The sequence below is a fragment of the Streptomyces sp. SUK 48 genome (genome assembly GCF_009650765.1).
In the GTDB taxonomy this organism is placed as follows: Bacteria; Actinomycetota; Actinomycetes; order Streptomycetales; family Streptomycetaceae; genus Streptomyces.
Map to the genome: position 1 here is coordinate 4,503,823 of NZ_CP045740.1, position 17,224 is coordinate 4,521,046.

Annotated in this window: 19 protein-coding genes and 1 pseudogene; 8 read left to right on the forward strand and 12 right to left on the reverse strand. The window is 72.8% G+C overall.

Features of this window, described 5'->3' with window-relative positions:
- Nucleotides 1-282 precede the first annotated feature (282 nt).
- From GHR20_RS19565 to GHR20_RS19615, 11 genes are all read right to left on the reverse strand, one after another.
- A complete protein-coding gene (locus GHR20_RS19565; RefSeq protein ID WP_153816050.1) occupies nucleotides 283-1,269 on the reverse strand; it encodes an ABC transporter permease in 987 nt (328 codons plus the stop codon).
- 5 nt (nucleotides 1,270-1,274) lie between these two features.
- On the reverse strand, nucleotides 1,275-2,147 hold the full coding sequence (locus GHR20_RS19570) for an ABC transporter ATP-binding protein (RefSeq protein ID WP_153813913.1): 873 nt from the start codon (nucleotides 2,145-2,147) through the stop codon (nucleotides 1,275-1,277).
- A complete protein-coding gene (locus GHR20_RS19575) occupies nucleotides 2,144-2,530 on the reverse strand; it encodes a GntR family transcriptional regulator (RefSeq protein ID WP_111583987.1) in 387 nt (128 codons plus the stop codon). The genes GHR20_RS19570 and GHR20_RS19575 overlap by 4 nt, the downstream gene beginning before the upstream one ends.
- A 116-nt stretch (nucleotides 2,531-2,646) precedes the next feature.
- Entirely contained in the window at nucleotides 2,647-3,573 is a 927-nt protein-coding gene (gene mshD / locus GHR20_RS19580) for a mycothiol synthase (RefSeq protein ID WP_153813914.1), read from the reverse strand.
- Nucleotides 3,574-3,668: 95 nt separating this feature from the next.
- Nucleotides 3,669-4,499 carry a serine hydrolase domain-containing protein gene (locus GHR20_RS19585; protein WP_153813916.1) on the reverse strand — a complete coding sequence of 277 codons (831 nt, stop codon included), beginning with the start codon at nucleotides 4,497-4,499 and terminating at the stop codon, nucleotides 3,669-3,671.
- Nucleotides 4,500-4,527: 28 nt separating this feature from the next.
- On the reverse strand, nucleotides 4,528-6,009 hold the full coding sequence (locus GHR20_RS19590; protein WP_153813917.1) for a HAMP domain-containing sensor histidine kinase: 1,482 nt from the start codon (nucleotides 6,007-6,009) through the stop codon (nucleotides 4,528-4,530).
- Complete coding sequence (locus GHR20_RS19595) at nucleotides 6,006-6,740, reverse strand: response regulator transcription factor (protein ID WP_111583983.1); 735 nt, start codon at nucleotides 6,738-6,740, stop codon at nucleotides 6,006-6,008. Before GHR20_RS19595 ends, GHR20_RS19590 begins: the two co-directional genes overlap by 4 nt.
- Before the next feature lie 143 nt (nucleotides 6,741-6,883).
- Nucleotides 6,884-7,132, reverse strand: coding sequence for a hypothetical protein (locus GHR20_RS19600; RefSeq protein ID WP_148025077.1), 249 nt, complete (start codon nucleotides 7,130-7,132; stop codon nucleotides 6,884-6,886).
- Between the two features lie 90 nt (nucleotides 7,133-7,222).
- Nucleotides 7,223-8,272: a trypsin-like peptidase domain-containing protein gene (locus tag GHR20_RS19605; protein WP_153813918.1), complete on the reverse strand. Its 1,050-nt coding sequence runs from the start codon at nucleotides 8,270-8,272 to the stop codon at nucleotides 7,223-7,225.
- 110 nt (nucleotides 8,273-8,382) lie between these two features.
- The gene (locus GHR20_RS19610; RefSeq protein WP_111583981.1) at nucleotides 8,383-9,408 is read right to left on the reverse strand and encodes a LacI family DNA-binding transcriptional regulator; all 1,026 of its coding nucleotides are present in this window, start codon (nucleotides 9,406-9,408) and stop codon (nucleotides 8,383-8,385) included.
- Nucleotides 9,409-9,504: 96 nt separating this feature from the next.
- Nucleotides 9,505-10,284, reverse strand: coding sequence for a response regulator transcription factor (locus tag GHR20_RS19615; protein ID WP_111583980.1), 780 nt, complete (start codon nucleotides 10,282-10,284; stop codon nucleotides 9,505-9,507).
- A gap of 177 nt (nucleotides 10,285-10,461) precedes the next feature.
- On the opposite strand from GHR20_RS19615, the gene GHR20_RS19620 reads away from it, so the two are divergent.
- The 4 genes and pseudogenes from GHR20_RS19620 to GHR20_RS19635 all read left to right on the forward strand — a co-directional run bounded on the left by GHR20_RS19620 (nucleotide 10,462) and on the right by GHR20_RS19635 (nucleotide 13,339).
- On the forward strand, nucleotides 10,462-11,286 hold the full coding sequence (locus tag GHR20_RS19620; protein WP_153813919.1) for an alpha/beta fold hydrolase: 825 nt from the start codon (nucleotides 10,462-10,464) through the stop codon (nucleotides 11,284-11,286).
- Nucleotides 11,287-11,337: 51 nt separating this feature from the next.
- Nucleotides 11,338-11,592, forward strand: coding sequence for a MoaD/ThiS family protein (locus tag GHR20_RS19625; protein ID WP_111583978.1), 255 nt, complete (start codon nucleotides 11,338-11,340; stop codon nucleotides 11,590-11,592).
- Between the two features lie 4 nt (nucleotides 11,593-11,596).
- Nucleotides 11,597-12,951 (forward strand): annotated as a pseudogene (locus GHR20_RS19630) (hypothetical protein).
- Between the two features lie 25 nt (nucleotides 12,952-12,976).
- Nucleotides 12,977-13,339, forward strand: a complete 363-nt coding sequence (locus GHR20_RS19635) for a DsrE family protein (protein ID WP_111583976.1) — start codon at nucleotides 12,977-12,979, stop codon at nucleotides 13,337-13,339.
- Nucleotides 13,340-13,373: 34 nt separating this feature from the next.
- Here GHR20_RS19635 and GHR20_RS19640 read toward each other — a convergent pair whose 3' ends face one another.
- A complete protein-coding gene (locus tag GHR20_RS19640; RefSeq protein ID WP_111583975.1) occupies nucleotides 13,374-13,637 on the reverse strand; it encodes a DUF3099 domain-containing protein in 264 nt (87 codons plus the stop codon).
- Nucleotides 13,638-13,850: 213 nt separating this feature from the next.
- Here GHR20_RS19640 and GHR20_RS19645 point away from each other — a divergent pair, with 213 nt between their 5' ends.
- From GHR20_RS19645 to GHR20_RS19665, 4 genes are all read left to right on the forward strand, one after another.
- Nucleotides 13,851-14,597, forward strand: a complete 747-nt coding sequence (locus GHR20_RS19645; RefSeq protein ID WP_153816051.1) for a DUF2993 domain-containing protein — start codon at nucleotides 13,851-13,853, stop codon at nucleotides 14,595-14,597.
- 438 nt (nucleotides 14,598-15,035) lie between these two features.
- Nucleotides 15,036-15,881, forward strand: coding sequence for a sulfurtransferase (locus GHR20_RS19650; RefSeq protein WP_153813921.1), 846 nt, complete (start codon nucleotides 15,036-15,038; stop codon nucleotides 15,879-15,881).
- Between the two features lie 30 nt (nucleotides 15,882-15,911).
- A complete protein-coding gene (locus GHR20_RS19655; RefSeq protein ID WP_006348354.1) occupies nucleotides 15,912-16,199 on the forward strand; it encodes a DUF1416 domain-containing protein in 288 nt (95 codons plus the stop codon).
- A gap of 404 nt (nucleotides 16,200-16,603) precedes the next feature.
- Nucleotides 16,604-17,179 (forward strand): FABP family protein, encoded by a 576-nt coding sequence (locus GHR20_RS19665; RefSeq protein WP_111583970.1) that lies wholly within the window; start codon nucleotides 16,604-16,606, stop codon nucleotides 17,177-17,179.
- Nucleotides 17,180-17,224 lie beyond the last annotated feature (45 nt).

The following is a 17,224-nucleotide window of genomic DNA, read 5'->3' on the forward strand; positions in this document are numbered from 1 at the left end:
TGCGGGCGGGAGCGTCACGGTCCCGTTCCCCGCGGGCCCCTCGGGGGCGGCGAAGGCTCTGGCACGACGGGTTTCATTGGCCGAGCGTCGCAAGTCCGTCTGAATCGATGGTTACGGCGACATGACGTGCGGGATAGCGGGGGGCGGCTCCCGGGGGTCGGGGACGCGGCGGCGAGGGATTCCGCGGCGGCTCGGGCACGGTCGTCCCAAGCCGTACGGGTTCGGGAACGCGGACGCGGGACCGTACGCCGTCGTACGGTCCCGCACCGGGGTCGGAAGGCGTCAGCCGGTGGCCCGCGCGGCGCGCAGCGTCCCGGTCTGCCGGCGCAGCACCAGGAAGCAGCCGGTGACCAGCAGCGCGGCGACGGCCAGGGTCAGCGCGGTGGTGGTGAGCTGGAGGTCCCAGAGGTGGGACTGCGGCTGGTAGGTGTTGTAGCGGCCGGTGAAGCGGTCGAACGCCGTCGCGCAGGACGCGGGGGAGTCGCACGTCGGGGGCGGCACATGGGCGCCGGAGGCGGTCACCATGCCCTGGTCGACCACCATGCCCTTGCCGAGGAAGCCCTGGTCGACGGTGCTCAGCCGGGTCACCGCGGGCCACAGGTGCGGCATCGCCAGCTCGGTCAGCCCGCGCACGACGCCCGCCGCCACCAGGCCGACCGCCAGTGCGGGCAGCGTCCGGCGCAGCAGCAGGCCGGCCAGGGCGCCGGCCGCGAGCCCCGCGAGGGCCATGGCCACGAGGGTGGGGCCGCCCGCGTGGAAGGTGAAGCGGTCGTACCACTCCTTGGCGGAGTCGATCCGGCCCTGGCCCGCGGCCCAGGCGCGGTGGTGCAGCCAGGCCAGCAGTGCGGTGCAGACGGTGACGCCGAGCGCCGGGACGGCGAGGCGCACGGCCAGCCAGCGGGCCGGGGAGGTGGCCTGGGTCCAGGCGAGCCGGGCGGTGCCGGACTCCAGCTCGCGGCCGGTCAGCGCGGCGCCCGCCCAGGCGGCCAGCAGGAAGGGCAGCACGTTCAGGGCGATGGTGGCGTAGTCGTAGGAGGACTTGTAGCGCAGGATCGCGTTCTGGTCGTAGCTGCACCGCTCGCTCATGCCGCATGCCTCGTACTGCCGCCAGCCCTCGGCCGCCGCGTCCGCGAGCGGGCCGGAGAGGGCGATGAGCAGGGCGACCAGGGCGAGCCAGAGCACGGCCCAGGTGTACAGCGCGGGCCGGTGCAGGCGCAGCAGCCAGCGGGTCTGCCGGGGCCGGTCGGCGGGGGCGGCGGTCAGGGTCATGGCGCTCACGCGGCACGCTCCTCGGCGGGGTTCGGGGCGCCGGCGTCGCGCAGGTGGGCGAGGACCAGCTCTTCCAGGGAGGGCGCGGTGGTGCGCCAGTCGTGGGCGAGCGGTCCGGCCGGGCGGATCAGCGCGGTGAGCTGGCGGCCGGTGACGCGGGACTCGACGACGGTGTGCGGGGCGAGGTCGGCGCTCGCGGCGCCGCTGACCCGCAGATGGGAGCCGAGCAGCTCGTCGATCTCGCCGGCCAGCCGGATGCGGCCGCCCGCGACCAGCAGCAGATGGTCGCAGGAGTCCTCCAGCTCCGCGATGACGTGCGAGGAGAGCACGATCGTGGTGCCGTGCATCGCGGCCTGGCCCATCAGCGTGCCCATCAGCTCGTGCCGGGCCAGCGGGTCCAGGTCGGCCATCGGCTCGTCCAGGAGCAGCAGGTCGGGCCGCTTGCCGAGGGCGAGGGCGAGCGCGACGCGGGTGCGCTGGCCGCCGGAGAGGGTGCGGACGCGGGCGGACGCGTCCAGCTGCCCGACGATGTGGCCGGCCAGCTCCGCGTCCCAGCGCCCGGGGTTGAGGTCGGCGCCCATGCGCAACGTCTCCGCGACGGTGAGCTGCGGGTACAGCGGCTTGTCCTGGGCGACGTAGCCGACCCGGGGGCGGGCCTGCGCGGGGGTGGTGCCGAGGACGGCGAGGGTGCCCTCGGTGGGGCCCGTCAGCCCGGCGGTGAGGGACAGGAGGGTGGACTTGCCCGCCCCGTTGGGGCCCACGACGGCGCACACGCGACCCGTCGGCAGGGCGAAGGCGCAGTCCCGCAGGGCCCAGCCGCCCCGGCTGCCGAATCGTTTGCCCAGAGCGTCGGCCCGCAGGGCCGTGTCGCTGCTCATGACGGATCTCCCTGGAAGTGCTTGTCGAGTACGGCGGTGAAGAGCGCGGCCACGTCCTCCCGCTCCAGGCCGGCCGCGCCGGCGCGGCGGGCCCAGTCCTCCAGCTCGGTGCGGAGCGGGGAGTCGGCGGGGGCGGCGCCCAGCGCGCGGCGTACGAAGGTGCCGAGTCCGCGCCGGGCCTCGACCAGGCCCTCCCGCTCCAGCTCGCGGTACGCCTTGAGAACGGTGTTGGGGTTGATGGCGGTGGCCTCGACGACCTCGCGGGCCGTCGGCAGCCGGTCGCCGGGGCGCAGCAGGCCCAGGCGCAGGGCCTGTTTGGTCTGCTGGACGATCTGGACGTATGTGGCGACACCGCTGTGCCGGTCGATGCGGTATTCGACCACGCGAGAGCACCACCCTTTCACTAATTGAGTAGTGAAAGGGTGGTGCAAAGAAGGGGCGGCCGTCAAGACGACCGCCCCTTAAGGGCGCCCTGCGGGTCTTATGTCACATTTCTAGGTCACGTCTCCGTGCGGTACATCAGGTCCGTCTCGTACGTGGCGAAGCCCAGCCGCTCGTACACCGAGACCGCGGCCTTGTTGTCGGCGTCGACGTAGAGCATCGCGGTCGGCAGGCCCTGCGCGGCGAGGTGGCGCAGCCCGATGGTGGTGAGCGCCTTGCCGAGGCCGCCGCCCTGCTCGCCGGGGCGGACCCCGAGCACATAGACCTCGCCGAGGCCCTCCTCTGCGTGCACCTTCGTCCAGTGGAAGCCGATCAGCTCCCCGCGCCGCTCGGCGAGGAAGAACCCGGCCGGGTCGAACCACGGCTGGGCCTTGCGGTCGTCCAGGTCGCGCTGGGTCAGCGAGCCCTGCTCGGGGTGGTGGGCGAACGCGCCCGCGTTGACCGCGAGCCACGCGGTGTCGTCCTCGCCCGGCTCGAATGCGCGCACCCGCACGCCCTCGGGCAGCTGCGGGTCCGGCAGTTCGAGACCGGTCAACTCCCGCCGCATCTGGCGCAGTTCGCGGAACAGGGTGAGGCCGAGCACCTGGGCGAGATGGCGGGCGGCCGGGTGGCCGCCGTGGGCCCACACGCGCAGCCGCTTGCCGGAGGCGGCGAGCAGGGCCGCGCCCAGCGCCCGCCCGTGCCCGTGCCCGCGGTACTCGGGGCCGATGACGAGTTCGGCGGCCGGCGCCTCTACCGGATCGGTGTCCTCCAGCTGGGCGTAGCCGACGAGTTGGCCGTCGACGGACAGCAGCAGATGCGAGACGCCCTCCCGGGCTCCCGCGCGCAGCTGGAGACGGCCCTGCTCGGACACCGGCTGCTGACCGTCGACCCGCGCGGCCTCGCCGAGCAGGGTGAGCACGGCCTCGGCCTGGTCCGGGGTGAGCGCGGAATGGGTCTCGATGGAGCGGGCGGGAAAGGCCCGTACGGTGTCGTCGCTGCTCATGCGTACGAGGGTACGGGGCGGTCACGGGCGCCGCCGTGACCACCGGCCGGGAGTTCGGCCGGGGCGCGTTCACCAGGACGGCGCCGCGGCGCCCTTCACGCGGACCGCACGAAGGCGCTCAGGGTGTCCATGGCCAGCTTGTCCGTCGCGTCGCTCGCACCGGTCAGGCGGTGGACGACGATCCAGCCCCGCGGCACGACGCCGGCGAAGACGGACGCGCCGCGTGTCGCGCCGTTGTGCCACAGCAGCCGCCCCGTCCGCTGCCACCCCGGCGCGGGCTCGCCGAGCCCGCGCTCGACCAGCAGGCCGGTGACGAGGCGGGCGGTGGCCCGGGGGGTCGCCCACAGACCCCCGGCGGGCAGGATCGCGCCGGTCATGGTCCAGGGGCGCCCGGGCCGTCCGAACAGCCCCCGGCGGCACAGCCGGACGTCCGCCGGGGGATCGGCGCCGACGTCGGTGATGCCGAGGGGGTCGAGGACATGGCGGCGCAGGAGCTCCTCGTACGGGGTGCGGGTGGCCGCGACCAGGGCGGCGCCGAGCAGGGCGTATCCGAGGTTGGAGTACTCCTCGGCGCTGCCCGCGGGGGCCGTGGCCAGGGTGTCGAGGCGCCGTACGACCGCGTCCAGGGCCCGCTCGTCGAAGCCCGCGTAGGGGTCGCGTCCGCGGATGCCGCCGGGCAGCCGGGGCAGGCCCGAGGTGTGCTCGGCGAGGTGGCGCAGGGTGATCCCCGTGCCGCCGGGCGCCGGCAGGAACCGTTCGATCGGGTCGTCGAGGGCCAGGACCCCGCGATGGGCCAGGGCGGTCAGCACGGTCGCGGTGAGCGGCTTGGTCAGGGAACCGATCTGCACGAACCGGTCGGGGTCGTGGCCGTGCAGGATCAGGGGCGCCTGGAAGCTGCTGAGTACGCAGGTGGGTACGCGGGACATGGTGACCCTTCAAAAGGACCGGACGCCGCTACCCTGCCACCTCGGCCGCCGCCGGTTCCGGCGGGGGTACCGGGGCCCCGGGCAGGCGTACGGTCGCCACCGAGCCGCCGCCGGGGGCCGGGGCCAGCGTGACCTCGCCGCCGGACTGCTGGACCGTGCGGGCGACGATGGACAGGCCGAGGCCGGAGCCGGGCAGCGCGCGGGCGCCGGGGGAGCGCCAGAAGCGGTCGAAGACATGAGGGAGTTCGTCCTCGGGGACGCCGGGTCCGTGGTCGCGGACGGTGAGGACGCCGTCGGTCAGCCGGACCTCCACGGTGCCGCCCTCCGGGCTGAACTTCACCGCGTTGTCCAGGATGTTGACCACCGCGCGCTCCAGCGCGGACGGCTCCCCGACCACGAACCAGGGCTCCAGGTCCGCCGTGATGGTCAGCTCCGGGCCGCGCAGCCGGGCCCGGCGCAGCGCCGCCTCCACGGTGTCCTGGAACGGCACCACCTGCACCCGCTCGCCGCGCTGCCCCTCCGAACGCGACAGCTCCTGCAAGTCGCCGATCAGCGAGGCCAGTTCCGTCATCTGCGCCTTCACCGAGTTCAGCAGCGCCTTGCGGTCCTCGGGCGGCAGCGGGCGGCCGGTCTCCTCGCTGCGGGTGAGCAGTTCGATGTTGGTGCGCAGCGAGGTCAGCGGGGTGCGCAGCTCGTGCCCGGCGTCCGCGATCAGCCGCTGCTGGAGCTCCCGGGAGCCGGCCAGCGAGGCGGTCATGGAGTTGAAGGACCGGGACAGCCGGGCCACCTCGTCCTCGCTGTCGTCCTCCACCGGGATGCGGATGGTCAGGTCCTCGGTGCGGGAGACGTGCTCCACGGCCTCCGTGAGCTTGTCCACCGGCCGCAGCCCGGCCCGGGCGACGGCGAGGCCCGCGGCGCCCGCCCCGAGGACGCCGACACCGGAGACCAGCAGCAGGATGAGCGCGAGGTCGTTGAGGGTCTTCTGGGTGTTCTTCAGGGGTACGGCGATCATCATGGCCGCGCCCGGATACAGCTGGGGACCCACGTTGGTGTCGATCACGAGCGGCATGGTGAGCACCCGGAGGTCGTTGCCCTGGGAGTCCGTGCCGTTGCGCAGGATGCCGCTGCTGTGGGTGCCGCCGTCGCGGATCACGGCCCGGTCGGCACCGGTGGTCTTCACCGTGCCCGGGGAGTCCGAGGGGACGCAGGGGGTGCCGTCCGGCTTGACCAGCTGCGAGTAGACGGTCTCGTGGGTGCGCAGGCCGCCGTAGGGGGAGGGGTCGACCGGCTTGGCCGGGCAGGAGGCGAGCAGCTTGTACACCGCCTCCGCCGCCGGGCGCGGCGCCGATCTCTCCAGGTCCCTGTCGATCTGCTCGTACAGCTTGCGCTCCACGATGAACCAGCAGGTCACCGAGACCGCCGCCACCGCGAACGCCACCGCCGCCGCGACCAGCACGGCCAGCCTGGCCCGGAGCGGAAGGGAGCGGTAACGCCGTACGACCTTGTTCACTCGGCGCCGCCCTGCCGCAGGACGTAGCCGACGCCCCGCACGGTGTGCACCAGCCGGGGCTCCCCGCCCGCCTCGGTCTTGCGGCGCAGGTACATCACGTACACGTCGAGGGAGTTGGAGGACGGCTCGAAGTCGAAGCCCCAGACCGCCTTGAGGATCTGCTCCCGGGTGAGGACCTGGCGCGGGTGCGCCAGGAACATCTCCAGGAGCGTGAACTCGGTGCGGGTCAGCTCGACCTGCCGGCCGCCCCGGGTGACCTCCCGGGTCGCGAGGTCCATGCGCAGATCGCCGAAGGTGAGGGCCTCGTCCGCCTGGGCCGCCGGGGAGACGGCGGCCGCGTAGGAGCTGCGCCGCAGCAGGGCGCGGATCCGGGCGAACAGCTCGTCCAGCTCGAAGGGCTTGACGAGGTAGTCGTCGGCGCCCGCGTCCAGGCCGGTCACCCGGTCGCCGACCGTGTCGCGGGCGGTGAGCATGAGGATCGGGAGGGTGTCCCCGCCGCCGCGCAGGCGCCGGGCCGCCGTCAGACCGTCCATCCGGGGCATCTGGATGTCCAGGACGACCAGGTCCGGCTGGTAGGCCGCGGCCTTCTCCAGGGCGTCCGCGCCGTCGACGGCGACCTCGGTGTCGTACCCCTCGAAGGCGAGGGAGCGCTGGAGCGCCTCGCGTACGGCCGGCTCGTCGTCGACGATCAGGATGCGCTGGGTGTCACGGTCGCCTTCGGCGGGGCTCATGCTCGCGATTCCTTGTGGAGATGGGTCGTGGGACGGGGGTCTGATCGTGTCCGGGTCGTCCGGGAGACGTGGCGTCCCGGTGTCCCGGTGACGTGTCCTCCAGCCTCCCATGGCGGCGGGCCGGGAGGCGCGGACGACGGGGGTCAGGCCGTGAGGGCCGCGAGATTGCGCATCGCGGTCAGCCGGTGCAGCGGCACCTTGTGGCCCCGGCGGTGGTGCCGGTCCGCGGCGCTGCGGCGCAGCCCCATCAGCTGGGGGACGTGCGCCGGGACGATCTCCGCGGCGCGGGGTCCGGGGGCGGCCGGCGTGTGCAGCCCGCGCGCCACCGCGAGGGCGACGGTGAGGTCGGCCGGGCCGCGGCCCGCTTCCCGGTGGAAGGTCAGCTGGATCATGATGTTCCTCCAGACACCCCGAGTGATGCTGAAAGGCCCTGGTGAGGACCGGGTGAGCCCCTGAGGGCCCCTGGTGAGCCCCTGAGGGCCCTAGTTCCGTCCGCCCGAGCGCAGCTTGGCCAGGTCGGACTTGACCGTGTCGACGGGGATCGCGAAGCCGAGGCCGATGCTGCCCGCGTCCGAGGACGAGGACGCCTGCTGGCTCGACGAGTACATCGCGGAGTTGATGCCGATGATGTTGCCGGCCGCGTCGATCAGCGCGCCGCCGGAGTTGCCGGGGTTGAGGGAGGCGTCCGTCTGGATCGCCTTGTACGTGGTGGTGGACGAGCCGGTGTCGCCGTTGAAGTTGCGGCCGCCGAACTGGAACGGCCAGCTCCCGTCGCCGCCCTGGCCCTGCGCCTGGCTCTCGTCGGTGGGCACGGTGACGTCCCGGTCGAGCGCCGAGACGATGCCGCTGGTGACGGTGCCGGTCAGGCCCTCGGGGGAGCCGATCGCCACGACCGAGTCGCCGACCTGCACCCCGCCGGAGCTGCCGAGGCTCGCCGCCCGCAGCCCCGAGGCGCCCTCCAGCTTGATCAGCGCGAGGTCCTTGGAGCTGTCGGTGCCCACCACGTCGGCGGTGTAGCTGTGCCCGTCGCTGGTGCGCACCTTGACCGACCGCGCGCCCGCGATGACGTGGTTGTTGGTGACGATCTCCCCGGTGGAGGAGATGACCACGCCGGAGCCGGTGGAGGAGCCGTTGTCGAGGGTGGCGTTGACCTCCACCACGCTCGGGCTGACCGCGGCCGCGATCGCGGCGACGTTCCCCTTCTTGCCGGCCGGCACCACGGCGGTGCCGGTCCCGGTGGCGGTCACGTCGTTCTTGCCGGCGAGCTCCTGGAAGCCGTACGCGGTGGCGCCGCCGACCGCCGCCGCGACGATCGCGACCGCCGCGAGGAGGGCGACGGAACCCCGGGCGCGCCCGCGCCTCGGTTCCGGTTCCGGCCCGGCGGCCGGCAGCGGCGGGGTGGCCGCCGGCTGGTACGCCGGCGGGGGCGGCCACTCCGGGTTCACGGGAGCGGAGTAGCTCTGACTCCGGCTGTACGGACCCTGCGGGTCGTCGTAGTCGTACTCGCCGCTGCGGCGGAAGCTCTCGGTCATGGAAGAAGCGTCCCCGGCGACCATGAGAGCTTCCTGAGTGCTCGCTGAGAAGCCCGGCAGAACCTCGTTTGCCCGATATAAAGACGCCTCTCGGCGCTCGGACGACGTGGTCAGAGACCGCACCCGCAGGAGGGGCGCACCACCAGCCGGGAGGGGAACGTCTTCAGCCGCTCGCGCCGGGACCCGGCCACCCGCAGCCCGTCGTCCAGCACCAGATCGACCGCCGCCCGCGCCATCGCCGAGCGGTCCGAGGCGACCGTGGTCAGCGGCGGATCGGCGAACGCGGCCTCCTTGATGTCGTCGAAGCCCGCCACGGCCAGCTCGCCGGGCACGTCGATGCGCAGCTCGCGGGCGGCCCGCAGCACGCCGATCGCCTGGTCGTCGGTGGAGCAGAACATCGCCGGGGGCCGCTTGGGCCCGGACAGGATGTCCAGGGCCGCGCGGTAGGCGTCGTACCGGTTGTACGGCACCTCGAACAGCCGGTCCTCGGTGCTCAGGCCCGCCTCGGCCATGGCCCGCTTCCAGCCCTCGACGTGATCGGAGACCGGGTCGCCGACGGCCGGGGTGTCCGCGGTGCCGCCCATGCAGGCGACGTAGGGGTGGCCGTGCTCCAGCAGATGGCGCACGGCGAGCTGGGCGCCCCCGAGGTCGTCCGTCACCACGGCGACGTCGTCGATGGCCTCGGGCCGCTCGTGCAGCAGCACCACGCGGGCGTCCCAGGCGTCGATCTCGGCGGCGGCCTGGTCGTTGAGCGCGTGGCTGACCAGGATCAGACCGGAGACCCGCATCCCGAGGAAGGCCCGCAGATAGTGGACCTCGCGCTCGGAGATGTAGTCGGTGTTGCCGACCAGCACCATCTTGCCGCGCTCGGAGGCCGCCTGTTCCACGGCGTGCGCCATCTCCCCGAAGAAGGGCTGGCGGGCGTCCGGGATGATCAGCCCTATGAGGTCGGTGCGCCGGGACGCCATCGCCTGGGCGACCCGGTCCGGGCGGTACCCCAGCTCCTTGATCGCGGCGAGGACACGCTCGCGCGTGGCCGGGGCGACCGGCCGGGGTCCATTGTTGATGACATAGCTCACGACGGCGGTGGACGTCCCCGCCAGCCGCGCCACATCATCCCGAGTCACCTTGGCCACGCGCGGAGTCTACGCGGATTGACCCAGTGCGGGCAGGGTGTTCGGCGCTCTGGCTGTGCGCGGGAAATCGTCGGGAGGTGTCGGGCGGTGCGGGGCTCAGGCGTCCGCGTGGACCTCGTCCTCGATCGGGGCGCGGGACGCGTCCGCCTCGTCCGGCTTGGCCCGGTTCGTCTTCGCCTTGGCGTCGTCCCCGCCCCGGTCGCCCTTCTCCGGGGTGACGAATCGGTAACCGACGTTCCGTACGGTGCCGATCAGTGACTCGTGCTCCGGGCCGAGCTTGGCCCGCAGCCGCCGTACGTGCACGTCGACGGTCCGGGTGCCGCCGAAGTAGTCGTAGCCCCAGACCTCCTGGAGCAGCTGGGCGCGGGTGAAGACCCGGCCCGGGTGCTGGGCGAGGTACTTCAGCAGCTCGAACTCCTTGAAGGTCAGGTCGAGGACCCGGCCCTTGAGCTTGGCGGAGTACGTCGCCTCGTCCACCGAGAGGTCGCCGTTGCGGATCTCCATCGGCGAGTCGTCGTGCGTGAGCTGCTGGCGCCCCATGGCGAGCCGCAGCCGCGCCTCGACCTCGGCCGGGCCCGCGGTGTCGAGGAGCACGTCGTCCACGCCCCAGTCGGCGGTGACCGCGGCGAGGCCGCCCTCGGTGACCACGAGCAGCAGGGGACAGCCGGGGCCGGTGGAGCGCAGCAGCTGGCACAGGCTGCGCACCTGCGGCAGGTCGCGGCGGCCGTCGACCAGGATGACGTCGGCGCCGGGCGTGTCGACCAGCGCGGGGCCCTCGGCGGGAGCGACCCGCACGTTGTGCAGGAGCAGGCCGAGGGCCGGCAGGACCTCCGTCGACGGCTGGAGGGCGTTGGTCAGGAGCAGCAGAGAACTCATACGTCTGGTTCCTCCTCGGTCCCTGCGAGAACTGTGCGGACGGGCACTGCTCTGCGATCCCGAAGGCTCGTACCCGGGGGACGCCGAGAGAGTCCGCTCCGTATACAACGCTTCCGAAAGCACAAAAGGACCCGGTGGCAACGCTGCCCGAGTCCTCTGCCCAGCAGAATAGCCCACATGAGCAATCGCCCGGCAGGACATGTGGCACGTTCCACCGTACGTCCGGATGCCGAGACAGGCAGACCAGGCCCTGTCCGGACATACCTGCGCACGGCGGACGGCGTTCCGGTCGAGGTCGTATACGACCCGGGGGCGGCCGTATACGACCCGGACGCCCCGGTGCTGGTGATCGCGCACGGCTTCACGGGGGACGTGGACCGGCCGCACGTACGAAGGGTGGCGGCCGGGCTCGCCCGTTACGGCGCCGTGGTCACCTTCTCCTTCCGGGGCCACGGGCGCTCGGGCGGCCGGTCCACGGTCGGCGACAAGGAGGTCCTCGACCTCGCCGCCGCGCTCGCCTGGGCGCGGGGCTTCGGGCACGGGCGGGTCGCGACCGTCGGCTTCTCCATGGGCGCCTCGGTGGTCCTGCGGCACGCGGCCCTGCACCCCGGCACGGTGGACGCGGTGGCCGCGGTCAGCTCGCCCGCCCGCTGGTACTACCGGGGCACCGCCCCCATGCGCCGGCTGCACTGGTTGGTCACCCGCCCCGAGGGCCGGCTGGTCGGCCGCTACGGTCTGCGCACCCGCATCCACCACCGCGACTGGGACCCCATACCGCTCTCGCCCGTCGAGGCGGTCCCGCTGATCGCCCCCACCCCGCTGCTGATCGTGCACGGCGACCGGGACGGCTACTTCCCGCTCGACCACCCCCGGATGCTCGCCGACGCCTCCGGCGGCCACGCCGAACTGTGGCTGGAGCCGGGCATGGGCCACGCGGAGCACGCCGCGGACGACGCCCTGGTGGACCGCATCGGGGACTGGGCCGCCCGCCGGTCCGGCTAGCCTGGCTCCCGTTACTTACTGACTTTTACCAGCCGTCGATTGAGGAACCAGATGCCCAAGGTCACGGTGCGCTACTGGGCCGCCGCCAAGGCCGCGGCCGGTGTCGCCGAGGAGCCGTACGACGCGGCCACCCTCGCCGACGCGCTCACCGCCGTGCGCACCCGGCACCCCGGTGAACTCACCCGCGTGCTCCAGCGCTGCTCCTATCTGATCGACGGCGACCCCGTCGGCACGCGCGCGCATGAGACGGTACGGCTGGCCGAGGGCGGCACGGTCGAGGTGCTCCCGCCGTTCGCAGGAGGGTGAGTCGATGACCGACCAGCCGTATCAGGGCGGCCCGTACGAGGGCTACGACCCGTACCAGCGGCCCGCGCCGCAGCAGGACTGGCAGAAAACCGCGGCGCAGGACGCCCAGGGGCCCCACGACCCGCAGCTCACCCAGACCTGGCAGGGCCAGACCTGGGAGACCCAGACCCACGCCCCGGTCCAGGCGGCGGAGGCGACGGCGTACCTGCCGCCGGTGACGGGGTATCCGCAGCAGGGGTACGAGGGGTACGAGGGGTACGAGCAGCAGGGGTACCAGCAGCGGGGCGAGGGGTTCCCGGGGGCGCAGCCCCAGCAGCAGATGGGGCACCCCGGCCCGCAGCCGATGGCCCACCCGCACCCGCAGCAGCACACGGGGCACCCCGGACCCCAGCCGATGGCGCACCCGCAGCCCGGGGCGCAGATGCCGCAGCCGTACCCGACGGCACAGCCGCAGCCGCAGTCCCGGCCTCACCCGCAGCCGACGGCCGCCCCCCGTCCGCCGCGCCGGTCGCGCCCGCGCCCTCGGCAGGGGGTCCCGGCGCCCCGGAACCGTCCGGTGACGACCCCTCCTACGGCCCCGCGACGCTCGCCGGCAACTCCCGGGTCACCGACGCGCAGCGGGCCCGCCTGGAGGGCCGTTCGCCGGTCATCGAGCCCGGGATGCAGCCGGCGCTGCTCACCGCGCTGCTCGGCCTGCTGCTGGCCGCGGCGGCGGGCCTCGGCTCGTACGCCCTGGCGGTCCCGCTGGTGCTGCTCCAGGCCGTGACGGCGGCGGGCTGGTTCCGGCTGAACGGCATGTGGCCGGCCCGGCAGGGCATCGCGCTGGCGTTCCTGGGCGGTCTCGCGGCCGACGCGGCGGTCCTGGGCGCGGGCCGCGACAACGCGCCCGCCGCGATCCTGGGCACCCTCGGCGTCTGGGTCCTGCTCTCGCTGGTCCTCCAGCTCCGCTCGCACGCCTCGCCGGACGAGCGGATGTACGGCCTGATGGCGACGGTCGCCTCCGCGGCCCTGGCGATCCTGGCCACCGGCTATCTGGGCGCCGATCCGCACGCGACCTCGGTGGGCGCGGCCGCGGTGGCGGTCGCCGCGCTGGCCCGCGCGCTGCCGCTGCCGACCCCGGCGTCCATCGTGGTCTCGCTGCTCGCGGCGGCGGGCGCGGGCATCGCGGTGGGCGGCATGACCGGTCTCGGCGAGCAGGGCGCCCTGCTCGGCGCCCTGGCCGGCGCGTGCGCCCTGGTCGGCCACCGGGTCGCCAGCTACGACTTCCCCTCCCGCTTCGTCCACTTCACCGCGGGCGTCGCCCTGCCGCTGTCGGCGGCGGCACCGGTGGTGTGGGCACTGGGACGGGTGCTGGGCTGACCACCCGGCGGGCTACCCTTCCCGCATGGCGAAGAAGCTCGTGATCAAGGTGACGGCCGGGGCGGACGCTCCCGAGCGCTGCTCGCAGGCGTTCACGGTGGCGGCGGTGGCCGTGGCCAGCGGGGTCGAGGTCTCGCTGTGGCTGACCGGGGAGTCGTCCTGGTTCGCGCTGCCGGGCCGGGCCGCCGAGTTCGAGCTGCCGCACGCGGCCCCGCTGCCCGACCTGATCGACTCCGTCCTCGCGGCCGGCCGCGTCACGCTGTGCACCCAGTGCGCGGCCCGGCGGGAGATCACGGAGAAGGACGTCGTCGAGGGCGTCCGCATCGCGGGTGCGCAGGTCTTCGTGCAGGAGGCGCTGGCCGACGACACGCAGGCGCTCGTCTACTAGTACGGGTCCCTCAGGGGTACTGGCACGGAGTCCCTCAGGGGCGCGGGCGCTTCTTGCCGTCCAGTTCGTCCCACCACTCGTCGGACTGGGGATCGCCGGAGGGGTCGTCCCACCAGCGGTCCTCCGGCCCCCGCCGGTTCGCGATCATCGCGGCGACCGGCGGGATCACCATGGCGACGACACACATGCCGACGGCCGCCGGGACGGACCAGATCCGTACGACGGCCCACGCCAGGACGAAGAGGCCGACACAGATCCCCATCATGGCGAAGTACACGTGACGTCGCCGTGCGTACATGCCTCCAGGGTAGGGCCGGGGGCCTTGTTCGGCGCCATAGTGGGGGCCGCTCGCATCGGCCCGTGGATCGGCCCGAGGGCCGGTCCCGCGGTTCGGATCGCCCCCTGCCCCTGCGTGCCCTGTCACAGCTGATCGACATTTACCCTCCGCGAAGCCGCGCGGCGTTACCGTTGCGTAGCCGTGACCTACGTCGACCTGGGGGGGAACCACCACATGCGCGCCCTGCGAATACTGCTGATCATCGTCGTGATCCTGGGCGGGCTGTTCGTGATCGTGGACCGGGTGGCGGTGCACTTCGCCCAGGGAGAGGCCGCGGACAAGCTGAAGTCGTCGGAGAACCTGTCGGCGACACCGAGCGTGGACATCAAGGGCTTCCCGTTCCTCACCCAGGTCGCCGGCGGCTCGCTGGACGACGTCGAGGTCGGGATCAAGAGCTACGACGCGGCCACCGGGCAGGCCGGCAAGACGATCCGCATCGACGACCTGAAGGCCGACATGAAGGGCGTCTCCTTCTCCGGCGACTACAGCTCGGCCACCGCCTCCAGCGCCACCGGTACCGCGACCATCGCGTACGACGAGCTGATGAAGACCGCCAAGTCGCAGCCCACCGACATCGGCCTCGGCGTGCACGCCAAGGTCGTCGGCCTCTCCGACGGCGGCAACGGCAAGATCAAGGTCGCGGTCAAGGTGAACGGCACCATCGCCGGCGCCATCCCCATCGACCGCACGGTCTCCGTCCTGAGCACCGTCAGCGTCGTGAACAACAAGGTCGAGGTGCACGCCGACTCCCTCCCCGCCGTCGCCGGCCTCGGACTCGCCGAGGACCGGGTCCGTACGATCACCGACTTCCAGCAGGTCATCGACCAGCTGCCGGGCGGCATCAAGCTGGCCAAGGTGGAGGCCGCCCCGGACGGCGTGAAGATCAGCGTGCGGGGTTCGGACGTCAGGCTGGCGGGGTAGAAGCCGCGAAACGGCCCGGGTGGGCACCGTTCGTCCGACAGGCGAGACGGTGACGTCCGTACCGTAGATGCGCTGGCGCGCCGAGCGCCCGGAGGGCCTTCCGTCGGCCGCCGGGCGCTCTTTTCATCCCGCCATTCGGACGATCGTGTCTCGCCATGCGACACGCCGGTGACACACGCGCCCTCGCGTACCTACGATCGAGACCATGCGGTATTCGACAAGCGTCCTCCGGTCGCGGGGACAGGCGGATCTCACGAAGCGGCGGGCAGTCGACCTGTGCCGCGTCGCCGCCATGCTCTGTCGCCCCTTCTGAGCGGAAGTTCCGCTTCCGCGTCTTTCACGCCTGCCCTGCTGGGCACCCGTGCGCCGCTCGCACCCCGGGCGCGCGCCCCTTCGCACTCGCACGCCCCGCCGTAACTGCCCCGGAGGAGAAAGAGCATGAGTCGCAGCGACGTCCTGGTCGACGCCGACTGGCTGCAGGAGCACCTGGACGACCCGACCATCGCGGTCGTCGAGGTGGACGAGGACACGTCCGCCTACGAGAAGAACCACATCAAGAACGCAATCCGCATCGACTGGACCAAGGACCTCCAGGACCCGGTGCGCCGTGACTTCGTCGACCAGGAGGGCTTCGAGAAGCTCCTGTCGGAGAAGGGCATCGGCAACGACCACACGGTGATCCTCTACGGCGGCAACAACAACTGGTTCGCCTCGTACGCCTACTGGTACTTCAAGCTGTACGGCCACGAGAACGTCAAGCTCCTCGACGGCGGCCGCAAGAAGTGGGAGCTGGACGCCCGCGAGCTGGTCGCCGGCGACGAGGTCCCCGAGCGCGCGCGGACCTCGTACTCGGCCCAGCCGCAGAACACCGCGATCCGCGCCTTCCGCGACGACGTCGTCAAGGCGATCGGCGCCCAGAACCTGGTCGACGTCCGGTCGCCCGACGAGTTCTCCGGCAAGCTGCTCGCCCCGGCCCACCTGCCGCAGGAGCAGTCGCAGCGCCCGGGCCACGTGCCGAGCGCGCGCAACATCCCGTGGTCGAAGAACGCCAACGACGACGGCACGTTCAAGTCGGACGACGAGCTCAAGGAGCTCTACACCGCGGAGAGCGTGGACCTGGCCAAGGACACGATCGCCTACTGCCGCATCGGTGAGCGCTCGGCCCTGACCTGGTTCGTGCTGCACGAGCTGCTCGGCGTGGAGAACGTCAGGAACTACGACGGCTCCTGGACCGAGTACGGCTCGCTCGTCGGCGTGCCGATCGAGCTCGGCGCCAACAAGTAAGCGATCCCAAGCGACCTCTGGAGAAACAGCATGTGCGGAGCGAAGGCCGGTGGCCCCGACGCCTCGACGATCAAGCCCGGTGAGACCACGATCCAGGGCCAGGTGACCCGCGACGGCGAGCCGGTGACGGGCTACGTCCGTCTGCTCGACTCGACCGGCGAGTTCACCGCGGAGGTGCCCACCTCGGCGACCGGTCAGTTCCGCTTCTACGCGGCCGAGGGCACGTGGACCCTGCGCGCGCTGGTGCCGGGCGGCACCGCCGACCGCACGGTCGTGGCGCAGCAGGGCGGGCTCGCGGAGGTCGCCATCGCCGTCTGACGGCACACGCGGAAGGGCCGCACCCCTGGGTTGGACGCCTGGCGGGGTGCGGCCCTTCGGCACGTCCGGGCCTCCCCGCCCCGCGCTTCCCGGAATCGTGATCCGCCCGCCCGCCCGCGTACGACGAACCCGGGCCGTACGGCGCCGAGCAGGTCCAGCAGACGGTGGCGCTCCAGGAGGAGCTGCTCGACTGAACCCCACCTCGGAAAGAGAGCCGGGGCCCGGCCGCGTAAGCTGGGCTCCGGCTCTGTCGTATGCCCACCCTCGCTCAAGGAGCACCCGTGGAGATCTTCTTCGAAACCCTGCTGGTCCTGGTCTGCGTCGGCGTGCTCGCCTTCGCCTACCTGACCGTGAAGAAGCTGTACCAGGGCCAGCGCTGACCCTCCCACCAGGAAGCACCGCTCATGATCGAGATCCCGTCCGACCTGCACAAGGACCTCGTCCCGCTCGCCTTCCTCCTCGGCGACTGGGCCGGCGCCGGCGTGCATGACTTCCCCGGCTCCGAGAAGTGCAACTTCGGCCAGGAAGTCACCTTCGCCCACGACGGCCGCGACTTCCTGGAGTACCACTCCCGCACCTGGGTGCTGGACAACGACGGCAACAAGGTCCGCCCCCTGGAGACCGAGTCCGGCTTCTGGCGGATCGACGCCGACCGCAAGGTCGAGGTCACGATGACCCGCGACGACGGCACCATCGAGATCTGGTACGGCGAGATGGCCGACAAGAAGCCCCAGATCGACCTGGTCACGGACGCCGTCGCCCGCACCGCCGCCGCCCAGCCGTACACCGGCGGCAAGCGGCTGTACGGCTATGTGAAGAGCGACCTGATGTGGGTCGGCGAGAAGCAGACCCCCGAGGTCGAGCTGCGCCCCTACATGTCCGCCCACCTGAAGAAGGTCGTCACCCCCGAGGACGTCGAACGCTGGGCGAAGGCCCTGCCGGACGACATGCCCGACGACGGCATCGCCTTCTTCAAGTAGGCCCCCGAGGCCCCTGGCGGCTCTCCGCGCGGCGGGCGTGGTTCT